A 14,232-nucleotide genomic window follows, 5' to 3' on the forward strand; every position below is an offset into this window, starting at 1 on the left:
GGGTAATCAATGAGTACTGCTGTGATCATAGCCTTGTGTTTAGGCGCTATTATTATAGCTGGTTTGGCATTCTATGCGGGTCAGTTGTTGTACAAGTTAAGTGCACAAAAAAAGTTAATAGCTAAAAAGCAAGCAGAGCAAAAGCAAAAGCTTGCAGCATCTCGTTTAAAGCGAAATGCTAAGCTTGCCGACAGTATTCATCTAATTGCGCGTGCAATGAAAGAAGAACAATGTGAGTTTTCAGAGGGATGTTTGCGCGTGTGGGTGCTTATGTCGCAATATGGCTTTGAAGACGAGCGAGATTTAACCATACAGTACCCTGGCATTTATAAAATGTACCAAGTGGTAAAAGAAATGCCGACACACGATGCCCGAAAAAAATATTCTAAAAAAGAAATATTTAAGCAAGACACGGCGCGTTGGCGCGCAGAAGAAAGCTACAGTGATGAGATTAAGGCCGATTGCGTTAAAATTATCTCTGAGTTCAAAGCTGCTCCAGGTAGTGAAAACGTAGTTTTTAACTAAATCTCGTACATAACATTAAAAAAGCATACCTAGGTATGCTTTTTTTGTGCCCAAATAATATTTAATTAGGGAGTTAAATGACTCGAGAAAAACGCGTTGCGTTGATTTTATTTTGTAAGTGGGTATCAAAACACATACAAATTATACGAATGAATAAGTTACCCCGTGGTGTGACACTGACGTGATTGTTTTTAATAATCACCATGTTCTCGTCTATAAGTGGTTTAAGAGAAACCAATGCCTCCGCAAAGTAGGTATCAAATTCAATATGATACTTTTTAGCAAACTCGTCTATATTTAGTTCAAACTGACAAATAAGCTGCTTAATAGCATCCGCTCGAATAACATCATCATGGGTTAAATGCATACCTTTACTAAGTGCGCAGCCGCTTTGCGTTTCAATGCTATGGTAGTAATGCTTTAGCTCTTTTTTATTTTGTAAAATAGCAGTGCCAATTTGTGAAATAGATGATGCACCCAGCCCTAATAAATCACAATTACCATGCGTTGTATAACCTTGAAAGTTTCGATGCAATTTACCTTCATTTTGTGCGATAGCCAGCTCGTTGTCTGCTTTCGCGAAGTGATCCATACCAATAAACTGATAACCTGCTTGTGTCATCTGCTCTAAGGTACTTTTAAACATGGTTAACTTGTCGTGAGCGTTTGGTAAGTCGTGCTCTTTTATTTTGCGTTGTGCGGCAAATCGCTCTGGTAAGTGAGCGTAGTTAAATACTGAAACACGATCGGGGCTAAGCTCAATGAGTTGCTCTATTGTTTGTTTAAAGCTTTCGGGGGTTTGCAGTGGAAGCCCGTAAATCATATCGGCGTTAATTGATTTGAAGCCCAGTTCACGTGCCTGAGTAATTAACTGCTTAACGGTATCGGCATGTTGAGGGCGATTAACTGCAAGTTGCACGTCGTCATTAAAGTCTTGAATCCCAAACGACACTCGGTTAAAACCAAGCATTCTCAAATCAACCAACATATTTTCAGCAAGCGATCGTGGGTCAACTTCAATACCGCGCTCTGTTGTGCTGGTAAAATTAAAGTGCTGTTCGAGCAGGGTAATTAAGCGTTTCATTTGTTGAGGGGTTAAAAAGGTAGGAGTGCCTCCACCTAAATGCAGTTGCTCAACGCTGTAGTGCTTAAACAAAGGCGCTTGTGCGGCAATTTCTTTTGCTAAAAAGTCTATATATGTATCGGCTTTAGATTGGTGGCGAGTGATTATTTTATTACAACCACAGTAGTAGCAAAGCTGACTGCAAAATGGAATATGAACATATAGAGAAAGCGAACGAGATTGAGATGATTCTACAGCGCTGATTAAATCGTGTTTATCGTATCCCTCATTCAAAGATAATGCGGTAGGGTAGGATGTATACCGCGGACCAGACACATTGTATTTATTAATGAGAGCTTGGTCCCATTGAGGAAGTTTTATCATCACACGCACCTAAGTTTTAACTAGAGCCGTGATTATAAAAAAGTAACGAAGGAGATATGTTGATCTATAACAAAAAAGGTGCCGAAGCACCTTTTTATCACAACGCATTACGCGTTAATACGTGACGGTATGCGCATCTTTTAAATACTGAAAAAGCTCTTTATAGCCTTTACCTGGCTTTTCGGCTTTGACTTCTTTTGCTGCATTACGTACTAATTGACGCATTTTTTGACGATCAAGTGATGGGAACTGCTCAATAGTCTCGTTTATAAGACTATCACCTTGTTCTATTAGGTCTGAGCGCAGTTGCTCTATTTTTTTAACCAAAACTTCAGCCTGGTTATTTTTATTAAGCATTACATCGATAATAGCTTTAATATCTTCAATGTTTTCTACTGTGCGAAGCGTTTTTGCAATGTAATTTAAGTGACGACGGTATGCATCGCTTTTGTTACTAATTTTATCAGCAACAACCATCGCTTCTTTTAAATCGTCATTTAATGGTAGGCGCTCACGCTGCTTTTTACCCATTTTGGCAATTTCAGAACCTAACTGATGAAATTCTTGTGCTTCGCGCTTAAGCTCTGTTCTTGATACGTATTCAATTTCTTCTTCAATTTCAGCAGGCTTGCCTTTTTTCTTCGCCATGGGGTGCTCTTAAATAAAAATAACTGGCGACATTATACGCCATTCTTTTAGTGATTAATATTAGCTGATGTGGTGCAGTGAGTGTGTTAGCATTTAACTATAAGAAATGCGTGCATTATGCCTCTAAGGCTCAGGACTTAATTTATGAAAAGCCAACAAAACGATCCAATTTATTCTCAAATATCGCAGGTTAAAGATGCGGTAGCCGAAGTACTCGAACATGCTAAAAAATTAGGTGCTACAGCAGCTGAAGCAGCAATGTCTAGCACGTCGGGTTTATCGGTGAGTACACGAATGGGTGAAGTAGAAACCATTGAGTTTAACCAAGATGGTGGCCTGGGGATTAGTGTTTATGTTGGCAATAATAAAGGGTCTGCCTCAACGGCTGATTTAAACCCTAAAACATTGCGCACAGTAGTAGAAAAAGCCATTGATATTGCAAAGTTCACATCAGACGATCCTTTCAATGGGGTCGCCGATAAAGAGCTACTTGAGTTTAACCCACAAGATCTCGATTTATACCACCCTTGGGATGTAAGCCCAGAGCAAGGTATTGAGCTTTGCCATACAGCTGAGCAAGCGGCATTAAATGCTGATGAACGTATTGTAAATTCTGATGGCGCGAGTTTTTCATCGCATCAAGGGCTTCGTGTTTATGGGAATAGCCATGGTTTAATTGCTGGCTTTCCTCGCACTCGTCATAGCATCAGCACCATGGTAATTGGTAAAGATGGTGAACAAATGCAACGCGACTCAGCATACACGGTTGCCCGCGATCAAGCAGGTCTGACTGATGCAGCTGCGGTTGGGCTTGAAGCCGCATCAGAAACATTGGCTAAATTAAACAGCCAAAAATTAGGAACAATGAAAGTCCCGGTTGTATTTAGGGCTGATATTGCAAACTCATTGTTTGGTCACTTGGTTTCGGCAATTGGCGGTGGCGCACTTTATCGTAAGTCGAGCTTTTTACTCGACAGTTTAGGTACGCAAGTATTTAGTCATTGTGTAAATATTGCTGAACGCCCGCATATTTTAAAAGGATTAGCTTCATCACCGTTTGATAGCGAAGGTGTTAAAACGGTTGATCGTGAAATAATTCAAGGTGGTGAGTTACAAACTTATTTATTAGCAAGTTACGCCGCGCGTAAAATGAATATGACCCCGACAGGTCATGCCGGCGGTATTCACAACTGGTTAGTAGAACAAACGCATAATGATTTAAAAGCATTGTTAAAAACAATGGGTACCGGTTTGTTAGTTACCGAGCTTATGGGGCAAGGCGTAAACACAGTAACAGGTGATTACTCTCGAGGTGCTGGTGGTTTTTGGGTTGAAAATGGAGAGATTCAATATCCGGTAAGTGAAATTACGATTGCCGGTAATTTAAAAGATATGTTTAAAGGTATTTCTGCTATCGGTGGTGATATTGAGCGCAGAGGCGGCATTCAAACTGGCTCTGTTCTAATCGAGCAAATGCAAATAGCGGGTGCTTAATACCTGATTTATGCTTAATTATGGACACACTTTAGTTTACTCTGATGGTGCTAAATTTAAGTGTGTAAATAAGTACGAGTTGAGATATTTAATGGCTAAAGATAGATACGCACCAAAACCACTCACCGATATTATGGCGGGCCTAAACAACCGTCTGTCGGCTTACGCTGGTAAAAGCCAAGCTCTTGATACTCAGCAAACTTTACTTAAAGGTTTTTTAGGCCCTAAATTAGGGGATAAGTGCCGCGTAAGTAATTATCGCGATGGCACTTTAATGATTGAAGCGGTATCGGCCCCGATAGCGCTTCGGCTTAATTATTTAAAAATGGATATGCTTTCGCACTTTAGAGCGGCAGGGATGGCTGAACTAGGGCAAATTAAAATTACAGCTAATCCACAGGCAACTCAGCGATTAAGTTCGGCCAACAAACCCGCATCAGCCGCCGTCACAAATTCACGTAAAATGAGTGAGCAAACAGCCGATTATTTAAATGCGATTGCCGACTCAGCACCACCTTCATTAAAAGAGAAGTTACAACGTTTGGCCTTACACGGTAAAAATAAGGGTTAATTGCCGGCTACTTTATTAAGTTATTGATAGGGCAATTTAGAACGTTTATCTCATTCAAAATACTTTGTTACATAATCTATTTCAATGTTCTCAAAATCAGGTTTATTATAGCGTTATTGCACTCAATAATTAGTGTAAGTTGATGCCCATTCCATTAAGTAAAAGCTGACTGCTATCTTGTGAAAGAGCTTAATGGAGTTGGTATGAGCAATTTATAAAATTGACTAACAAATGGATTAATTATGAATAAAGTAACAATGGCCGCTGCAAGTATTGCACTTGCGCTTGGCTTAGTAGGTTGTGGCGAAAAACAACAAGAAACCCAAGTAGCCGACACTCAAGCAGCAACAGCACCGGCAGAAAAACCGTTAGAGCTAGGTATTGAATTGGCTAATATGGACAGCTCAGTTCGCCCGCAGGATGACTTTTACTACCATGTAAATGGCACTTGGTTAGCAACAACCGAAATTCCAGGTGACAAGTCTAACTATGGTTCTTTTTCGCAATTATATGATGAGTCGCAAAAAGCGATGAAAACGGCGCTTGAAAACGCAGCGGCCAATAAGTCGGCTGAAAAAGGCAGCGACGAGTACAAAATTGGCGCGTTTTATAAAAGCTATATGAATAAAAACGCCCGTAATGAGCTTGGTATTACACCGCTGCAACCGTCGCTAGATAGTATTGATAGTGTAAAATCTAAGTCTGATCTAATTAGCCTTATGGCGTCTATTCAACAGCAAGGCGGCACTCTACCGTTTGGTTGGTTTATCAATAACGATGCTAAAAATTCAAGCGAATATGCTTTGTATTTATCTCAATCTGGCTTGGGTTTACCTGATCGCGATTACTACTTAAAAGACGATGAGAAATTTACTAAAATTCGCGCCTCTTATGAGCAATACATAACTGATGTATTAGCTAAAGCAGGTGTCAAAGAGGCCGCACAAGCAGCAGCAAGCGTACTTGCCTTTGAAAAAACCATTGCTGATGCGCAGTGGAGCCGTGTACAAAGCCGTGATGCAACTAAGTCATACAATAAAATGACCCTAGCAGAGGCTGATAAACTTGCTGGAGAGCTTGATTTATCGACGTTTTTTAAAGAGGCAGGTGTAAACACCGCTGATATTATCGTGCGCCAACCAAGCTTTTTAGAAGCGCTGGGTGGTATTTATCAAAACACCGACTTAGCAACCTGGAAAAACTACCTTAAGTTTCATTTTGTGAGTGGCTATGCGCAGCTATTAAATGATGATTTGGTTGACCTTAAATTTAACTTTTACAGCACCACTTTACGTGGTGTAGAAGAGCAAGCACCACTTTGGAAAAAAGCCGTAGATGCGTCTAACAGTGTGTTAGGTGAAATTTTAGGTAAAGTGTACGTTAAAGACAATTTTCCGCCTGAAGCTAAAGCACGTATGGAAGAGCTAGTTGATAACGTAATTAAAGGTTACAGCGTTGCAATTGAAGGTCTTGATTGGATGGGACCTGAAACAAAAATTGCAGCACAGGAAAAACTAGACAAATTTATTCCTAAAATTGGCTACCCAGATAAGTGGAAGGATTACTCTGAGCTTGAAATTAATTCAGACGAGCTAGTAGGTAACTACATCCGTTACAGCCAATGGGCGTATAAAGACATGATTGCCAAATTAGGCAAACCTGTTGACCGTTCAGAATGGTACATGACACCGCAAACAGTGAATGCCTACTACAACCCGGTAAACAACGAAATTGTATTCCCTGCTGCTATTTTACAACCGCCATTCTTTAACTTAGAAGCGGATGATGCGGTAAACTATGGTGCTATTGGTGCGGTAATTGGACACGAACTTGGTCACGGTTTTGACGACCAAGGTTCTAAATACGACGGCGATGGTAATTTACGTAACTGGTGGACTGAAAGCGACCTTAAACAGTTTGAGGAGCGTTCAGGTGCGTTAGTTGAGCAATTTAACAAGTACAAACCGTTTGACGATGCGAATGTAAATGGTGAGCTTACGCTTGGCGAAAATATTGGTGACCTAGGTGGGTTAACAGTCGCATATAAGGCATATCAGCTATCATTAGGTGATAATAAAGCACCAGTTATTGATGGTTACACAGGCGATCAACGCTTCTTTATGGGGTGGTCGCAAATTTGGCGTCGTAACTACCGCGATGAAGAATTACGTAACCGTTTAATGACCGATTCGCATTCACCAAGCCATTATCGTGTCATTGGTATTTTGTCTAATATGCCAGAGTTTTACGAAGCGTTTGATGTAAAAGAAGGCGACAAAATGTATATCAAACCAGAAGATCGCGTAAAAATTTGGTAATCAGATAATGTTATACCAATTCGCAATAATACTTGATTATTTTTAGGGGCTAAAAGTGTCGTTATCTGCGTTAAAAAATTCTCATTTAGAATAACTAAATAACGAATTTTTTGCCTAGCTATCAACACGTTTATCTATCCTCAAAATAGATCACTTAATTAAGCAGATTGGTACTAGTTAACTAAAAACCAGTGAATAAAAAAGCCAGTAAGTTTAACTTACTGGCTTTTTTGATACGAAATTTTAAACGCTTACTTTATTGTTTCATTAGGGTTTCGTACATCCATGCTTCGTTAACTAAAATGTTTTTATATAAAGCGAGTTGGTTTTGAGTGCGTACTAAATTGTGTTCGGGGTATGCGGTTTTAAAGTACACGTCGTTATTTAAGTAATCTGTTAAAAAGCGCACACTGAGCATCAGGGGCATTATTTTAGCGCCTAAAAGTAAACTGAGCTGTTCTTGTTTACTCAATATTGGTTTGAGTGGTGCTAAGTAACCTTTAACGAGTGCTTCAAAAACCTCTTTTCTAATAACAACCTTATCAAGACGTGTCGAATCCTCTGCTTCTGCACAGCAAAATGTACGTACCATATCGCCAAAATCGTGTAATAAAAAACCAGGCATGCAGGTGTCTAAATCAATAACAGCTTTCGCTTTATGAGTTTTACTGCAGTAGAGCATATTATTGATTTTAGTGTCGTTGTGGCAAACTCGAATAGGTAAATGCTGAGTTATAGCTTTAAGTTCATTTACTAAGTGTTGTTGCGATAAGCAAAATTCAATGTCTTTTTTACTGCGGTTAAGCCTGCTTTCATCACTATGAGTTATTGCTGTGTTTAGCTGCTCAAAGCGCATAGCCAAGTTATGAAAATCATTAATCACAGTATGCAGTGTGGCTGTGTCAAAATCGTGTAAGGCACTTGCAAAAGTACCAAAGGCCAAAGCGGCTTGATGCGCTTGCTCTGGGTTTTTAACAACATCCTCGCTGTAACTGTGCTCAATATAGTTAAGTACGCGATATGGCTCTTCATTAAGCATGGTTAAATACGCGTTGTTGCCTGTGCTAATGTGTTTAACAATATCGAGCGGATAGTTGTTTTGCTTCTGCTTAGTATTTAGGTGTTGCTCTATAAGTTGTGCGTTACTGACAATTTGAGCTGGGTACTTAAATACATGAGTGTTAAGTTTTTGCACAATAAATCGCTGTTCAAAATGTGTTAGTAGCCATGTGCTATTGATATGACCGCTACTGATGGTACTCAACTGAGTTGTTTCAGGGTTGAGTTTTAGCAGTTTACTCAACGTATTTTGTACAGTGTTATTCATTGTAACTCACTTAATCAAGCGTATCGAGATTGCAGTTTTTCAATTATTTCAGCATTAGCGGCAGGGAAGTCATAGTGAGTTAACTCACTAATATTTACCCATTCACTAGGTTGCCCTTCAGCGCCATGCGCTTCACCGCTAAAGTTACTGACAACGTGAATATCGAGTTTTACGCATTTGTCGCCATAATCATGTTCGATCACCATGAGCTGGCTAGAGCTGTGAATAGTAATACCTACTTCTTCAGTCAACTCACGTTTAAGCGCTGCAAATACACTTTCATTCGCTTCAACTTTACCACCAGGAAACTCCCATAAGCCACCTTGATGTTGGTCATCGGCACGTTTGCAGATAAATATTGCATTATTTTTTTTAATTACACCAACGGCTACATTTACTATTTTTATTGTCATATTTTTATCCCATAAAAAAAGCGACGCAAGCGCCGCTTTTTAATTACTTACAATGCGTGGTTATTTTAATTTACCACAACATTGCTTGAATTTTTGACCTGAACCACAAGGACACGGATCGTTACGACCAACTTTTGGCTCTGTTCTGGCCATTACCGTAGCACTTGGAGGTGCTTCGCCGCCTACGTGCTCAGCTTCTTCATGTTGGTACTCGCGAGGGGCATTTTCACTCTTACGGTGTTGCTCTTCTACTTTTTCAACATCTTCTTCTGCACGTACTTGTACTTTACTTAAAATGCTAACTACATCAACTTTTAAGTTTTCAAGCATTTCAGAGAACAGTTCAAACGACTCGCGTTTGTACTCTTGCTTTGGATTCTTTTGCGCGTAGCCACGTAAGTGAATACCTTGGCGTAAATGATCCATCGCCGCAAGGTGATCTTTCCAATGTTGGTCAAGACTTTGAAGCATAATTGCTTTTTCGAATTGACGTAGAACTGAATCACCAACCTGTTGCTCTTTTTGCTTGTAAGCTTGATCAACAGCTTCTTCAATACGCTCACGAAGTTTTTCTTCGTATAGTTTATTGTCGTCTGCTAACCATTGAGTAATTGGTAGCTCAATTAAGAAATCTTGTTTTAAGCGCTCTTCAAGACCTGGTACATCCCACATTTCAGCAAGGCTTTGTGGAGCAATGTATTGATCTATTGTATTGCTTAGTACGTCACCACGAATTGCAGTGATAGTTTCTGAAATATCACCTTCTTCAAGTAATTCATTACGCTGAGAGTAAACAACACGACGTTGATCGTTTGCTACGTCATCGTATTCAAGTAGCTGTTTACGAACATCAAAGTTACGTGCTTCTACTTTACGCTGTGCATTTTCAATTGCGCGGTTAACCCATGGGTGTTCAATTGCTTCACCGCGTTGCATACCTAGTTTACGCATCATGTTAGTCATGCGCTCGCCGGCAAATATACGCATAAGCGCATCGTCCATCGAAAGGTAAAAACGGCTAGAACCAGCATCACCTTGACGGCCAGAACGACCACGTAATTGGTTATCTATACGGCGCGATTCATGGCGCTCAGTACCAATAATGTGCAAACCGCCAGCATCAATGACTGCATCATGGCGAAGTTTCCATGCAGCTTTAATTTCTGCAATTTGTTCATCAGTTGGATTTTCTAGTTTTTCAACTTCGCTATTCCAGTTACCACCTAGCACAATATCGGTACCACGACCGGCCATGTTAGTTGCAATGGTAACAGTACCAGGTAAACCTGCATCTGAGACGATATCAGCTTCTTGCGCGTGGAATTTAGCATTAAGTACATTGTGCTTAATTTTTTCTTTGCGTAAAAACTGTGATAAGTACTCAGAGCTTTCAATTGAGATAGTACCTACTAGTACAGGCTGTCCGCGTTCTTGACAGTCTTTAATATCAACTAAAATAGCTTCGTATTTTTCTTCTTGCGTTAGGTAAACTAAATCAGCGCGATCATCACGGATCATTGGCTTATTAGTTGGCATAACAACGGTATCTAGGCCATAAATTGACTGAAACTCAAATGCTTCTGTGTCGGCAGTACCGGTCATACCCGCTAATGTTTCGTACAAACGGAAGTAGTTTTGGAACGTAATAGACGCCAATGTTTGGTTTTCGTTTTGAATTTTAACACCCTCTTTAGCTTCTACAGCTTGGTGTAAACCTTCAGACCAACGACGACCTTCCATTGAGCGACCAGTATGCTCGTCAATGATGATAACTTCGTTTTCTTTAACGACGTAATCAACATCTTTTTGATATAATTTGTGTGCGCGAAGTGCAGCATATACATGGCTTAACAAGGTAATACTTGCGGCAGAGTACAGCGAATCGCCTTCTTCAATTAAGCCGCGCTCGCTAAGTAAATCTTCTACTTTAACTTGGCCGCGCTCAGTTAAATGAACTTGCTTAGACTTTTCATCGATAGTGTAATCGCCGTCGCCTTCAACACCTTCCTCGTCTTCTTTTTCTTGTAGTTCAAGTAAAGGAACGATGGTATTTATTTCAGTGTATAGCTGTGAGCTGTCCTCGGCTGGGCCTGAGATGATAAGCGGTGTACGCGCTTCATCAATTAGGATTGAATCAACTTCATCGACTACAGCGTAAAATAATGGACGCTGAACGCGCTCATCAATACTAAATGCCATGTTGTCGCGAAGGTAATCAAAACCAAACTCGTTGTTTGTACCGTAGGTAATGTCAGCAGCATACGCTTGCTTTTTTTGTTGTGGCATCATGCCAGGAACATTGCAGCCAACCGTTAGGCCTAAAAATTCAAATAACGGACGGTTAGTTTCAGCATCGCGCTTAGCAAGATAGTCATTCACGGTAATAACGTGAACCCCTTTACCTGTTAAGCCGTTTAAGTAAGCAGGTAAGGTTGCTGTAAGTGTTTTACCTTCACCGGTACGCATTTCTGCAATACGGCCTTCGTGTAAAACCATGCCGCCTAGTAACTGTACGTCAAAGTGGCGCATGCCATTAACGCGCTTAGATGCTTCACGAACTACAGCAAATGCTTCAGGTAGAATATCGTCAAGGCTTTGTCCGTTATCGTAACGTTCTCTGAATTCTGCTGTTTTAGCGCGTAAATCTTCATCAGAAAGGGCTTCTAACTGCGTTTCTAGCGCATTGATTAGCGCGACCGTCTTTCTAAAGTTTTTAATAGTGCGGTCGTTGCGACTACCAAAAATCTTGGTAAATAAATTAGATATCATGATAAAACCGTTACAATCAATTCGTTGTTAGCCGCGTATCGGCTAACCCATTTTTAACAATTGGTAATTAATATGTGCTTTTAAGTAACACTTAGTACATATTAATTAGCAATTTTGTATTAAACCATTCAAAAAGCACTGTTTATTACGTGCGCTACTATACCAGACTCTGCCAAACAACAAACTATCTCAGCCAAAAGATCTGTATATAAAATAGAAAAATTTGATCTGCATTCTAAAAAAGCCGTGGTATTAACTCCTTACTATAAAAATAGTAATGAACTGTGAATATATGGTGCTTAAAAAATTAAAAACAAGGGGGGCGTTACATTTGTGAACTTTAGAAAATTATGCTCAGATAACAGCATTAAACAATGGTGCGCTTAACGCGAAGGTGTGTTTCAACATGCAAAATAAGGTGAATAAATTAGTTGTATTGGGTGCTGGCTGGTTAGGTCATGCGCTATGTGTTAATGCACAACAGGCAGGTTGGAAGGTGCAGGGTACTCGTCGGTCAAATACACGAGAATTTGATTTTGAACGCCAGTTTAAATTAGAAGGTAATCAGCTAATACATCAGGTTGATTTAGACAATGCGTTTTGGGTCTGTGCTATTCCACCACGAAGTCGTCATAGCGAGAGTAATTACCCAGAAACACTTACTGCAGCCTTGGCGTTGTCTAAAAAGTTAAATGCAAAAGGGTTTTTATTATGTTCATCCACAGGGGTTTACGACCAAGAACCCGGTGTATACAGTGAAAGTAGCGATATTGCTTGCGCCAATCCAAGGCAAACAAAATTATATCAGGCCGAAGAGCAAGTCCTTGAGCAAAACGGTAAGGTACTGCGTTTAGCAGGATTACTTGGCCCAAACAGAGAGCCGGGTAAGTTTGTTGCGGGTAAAGAGCTTAATACCTCAAGTCAGCAAGTGGTGAATATGGTGCATCAGCAAGATGTAATAAATGCTATTTTTGCGGTAATAGCGCATTGGCAAGTAGGACAAAATATTTACAATATCGTTAACCCCGAGCACCCAACAAAAGCCGATTACTATGCATTAAAGTGTAAGCAGCAAGGTGGTGAAATACCAAAATTTACGAGCGATGAAAAAGCTGAGCGCAAGGTTATTGGCTCAGCTATCGAGGCGTTAGACTTTACTTACCAGTACGGTATTTAACACTTATTTTAATAAGAAGGGAGAGGGTTGTGGTCAATAAAGTCGCACAATTTACCTTCGCTCAATAGAGTGTTAGTTTGTTCTATATCGGGTGCAAAATAGCGATCTTTATCGTAGTAGGTCACATATTCGCGTAGTAAATTTTTTGCCTTTAATACTTTTTCACACGGGCTTAGCGGTTTTCTAAATTCTAAGCCCTGTACTGATGCAAGCCACTCTATAGCCAAAACACCTTGTGTATTATTTGCCATGTCTTGTAACCGCCTCGCGGCAAACGTAGCCATTGAAACGTGATCTTCTTGGTTGGCCGATGTTGGTAAGCTATCTACAGACGCGGGATGCGCAAGCGATTTATTTTCAGATGCCAATGCTGCTGCTGTTACTTGAGCAATCATAAAGCCAGAGTTTACGCCACCGTTTTCAACTAAAAAGGGCGGTAATTTTGATAAGTTAGAATCAATAAGTAGAGCAATTCTGCGCTCTGCTAAAGCGCCAATTTCAGCAATTGCAACAGCGAGGTTGTCGGCGGCCATAGCGACAGGTTCAGCGTGAAAGTTTCCGCCAGAAATAATATCGCCCACATCGGCAAATACGAGTGGGTTATCGGTTACACCATTTGATTCGCACAGCAATACATCAGCAGCTTGGCGTATTTGTGTTAAACACGCACCCAGTACTTGAGGTTGGCAACGTAAACAATAAGGGTCTTGTACTTTTTCGCAGTTTACATGTGAGTCGCTAATTTGTGATTGAGTATCAAGCAAATCTCTAAACACTTGTGCGGTATCTATTTGACCACGTTGCCCACGAATTTCGTGAATACGTGAGTCAAAGGGAGCGCGGCTCCCCATTGCTGCTTCAATACTTATAGAGCCTATTACACAGCTTTGCGCATATAAATCTTCTGCTCTAAATAACCCCTGTAATGCAAAAGCGGTAGACGCTTGAGTACCGTTAAGCAGCGCTAAACCTTCTTTTGCTGCAAGCGTAAGCGGTTCAAGCCCTGCTATTTTCAAACCTTCACCCGCACTGATTATTTTACCCTGATGGCGCATCTGGCCTTCGCTTAGCAAGGGTAAGCACATATGTGCAAGTGGAGCTAAGTCACCCGAAGCGCCAACAGAGCCTTTTTTAGGAACGCATGGGTAAACTTCACTATTTAGCAACTGTATAAAGAACTCGATGACTTGTAAGCGAATGCCAGAAAAGCCACGAGAAAGTGAGTTGATTTTTAGTGTAATCATCAATCTTACTGTGCTGTCGTCCATGTACTCGCCAATGCCAGCGGCATGAGAAAGCACAATTGAACGCTGAAGTAGCTCAAGCTCGTCATCGGCAATTTTGGTATTAGCAAGCAGGCCAAACCCGGTGTTAATTCCATACACTGTGCGTTGCTCATTAATGACATTTTGAACGGTTTGTGCGCTGGCAGCGATTTGAGATTCGGCATTTTTTTCAAGGTTTATTTGTACACTTGATGCATTAATCTTTCTTAGACTATTTAAATCAAGCGAGCCGGGTGTGAGAGTTAATTCGACCATGA

General features: G+C 40.5%; 11 protein-coding genes. 5 read left to right on the forward strand and 6 right to left on the reverse strand.

Annotated features, from left to right (window positions below):
- The first annotated feature begins 9 nt into the window (after nucleotides 1–9).
- Nucleotides 10–525 carry a DUF2489 domain-containing protein gene (locus ATS72_RS13040; RefSeq protein WP_058428231.1) on the forward strand — a complete coding sequence of 172 codons (516 nt, stop codon included), beginning with the start codon at nucleotides 10–12 and terminating at the stop codon, nucleotides 523–525.
- A gap of 73 nt (nucleotides 526–598) precedes the next feature.
- On the opposite strand, the gene hemN is transcribed toward ATS72_RS13040, so the two are convergent.
- Nucleotides 599–1,972, reverse strand: coding sequence for an oxygen-independent coproporphyrinogen III oxidase (gene hemN / locus ATS72_RS13045; RefSeq protein WP_058428232.1), 1,374 nt, complete (start codon nucleotides 1,970–1,972; stop codon nucleotides 599–601).
- A 114-nt stretch (nucleotides 1,973–2,086) separates the two neighbouring features.
- A complete protein-coding gene (yjgA, locus tag ATS72_RS13050; protein WP_006793069.1) occupies nucleotides 2,087–2,620 on the reverse strand; it encodes a ribosome biogenesis factor YjgA in 534 nt (177 codons plus the stop codon).
- Between the two features lie 144 nt (nucleotides 2,621–2,764).
- On the opposite strand from yjgA, the gene pmbA reads away from it, so the two are divergent.
- The 3 genes from pmbA (at nucleotide 2,765) to ATS72_RS13065 (ending at nucleotide 7,003) form a co-directional block, all read left to right on the forward strand.
- On the forward strand, nucleotides 2,765–4,114 hold the full coding sequence (pmbA, locus tag ATS72_RS13055; RefSeq protein ID WP_058428233.1) for a metalloprotease PmbA: 1,350 nt from the start codon (nucleotides 2,765–2,767) through the stop codon (nucleotides 4,112–4,114).
- A 91-nt stretch (nucleotides 4,115–4,205) separates the two neighbouring features.
- A complete protein-coding gene (locus ATS72_RS13060) occupies nucleotides 4,206–4,685 on the forward strand; it encodes a DUF721 domain-containing protein (RefSeq protein WP_010557986.1) in 480 nt (159 codons plus the stop codon).
- A gap of 242 nt (nucleotides 4,686–4,927) precedes the next feature.
- A complete protein-coding gene (locus ATS72_RS13065; RefSeq protein WP_058428234.1) occupies nucleotides 4,928–7,003 on the forward strand; it encodes a M13 family metallopeptidase in 2,076 nt (691 codons plus the stop codon).
- A 256-nt stretch (nucleotides 7,004–7,259) separates the two neighbouring features.
- On the opposite strand, the gene ATS72_RS13070 is transcribed toward ATS72_RS13065, so the two are convergent.
- From ATS72_RS13070 to secA, 3 genes are read right to left on the reverse strand one after another with little or no spacing between them, the layout of a single operon-like run.
- Nucleotides 7,260–8,330, reverse strand: coding sequence for a phosphotransferase enzyme family protein (locus ATS72_RS13070; protein WP_058428235.1), 1,071 nt, complete (start codon nucleotides 8,328–8,330; stop codon nucleotides 7,260–7,262).
- 14 nt (nucleotides 8,331–8,344) lie between these two features.
- Nucleotides 8,345–8,743 (reverse strand): 8-oxo-dGTP diphosphatase MutT, encoded by a 399-nt coding sequence (gene mutT, locus ATS72_RS13075; RefSeq protein WP_010557984.1) that lies wholly within the window; start codon nucleotides 8,741–8,743, stop codon nucleotides 8,345–8,347.
- A gap of 60 nt (nucleotides 8,744–8,803) precedes the next feature.
- Complete coding sequence (secA, locus tag ATS72_RS13080; protein WP_058428236.1) at nucleotides 8,804–11,512, reverse strand: preprotein translocase subunit SecA; 2,709 nt, start codon at nucleotides 11,510–11,512, stop codon at nucleotides 8,804–8,806.
- 406 nt (nucleotides 11,513–11,918) lie between these two features.
- On the opposite strand from secA, the gene ATS72_RS13085 reads away from it, so the two are divergent.
- Complete coding sequence (locus ATS72_RS13085) at nucleotides 11,919–12,689, forward strand: NADP-binding protein (protein ID WP_058428237.1); 771 nt, start codon at nucleotides 11,919–11,921, stop codon at nucleotides 12,687–12,689.
- Nucleotides 12,690–12,697: 8 nt separating this feature from the next.
- Here ATS72_RS13085 and hutH read toward each other — a convergent pair whose 3' ends face one another.
- Nucleotides 12,698–14,230, reverse strand: a complete 1,533-nt coding sequence (hutH, locus tag ATS72_RS13090) for a histidine ammonia-lyase (RefSeq protein ID WP_058428238.1) — start codon at nucleotides 14,228–14,230, stop codon at nucleotides 12,698–12,700.
- Nucleotides 14,231–14,232 lie beyond the last annotated feature (2 nt).

This window comes from Pseudoalteromonas sp. 13-15 (assembly GCF_001468205.2).
Classification (GTDB): domain Bacteria; phylum Pseudomonadota; class Gammaproteobacteria; order Enterobacterales; family Alteromonadaceae; genus Pseudoalteromonas; species Pseudoalteromonas marina.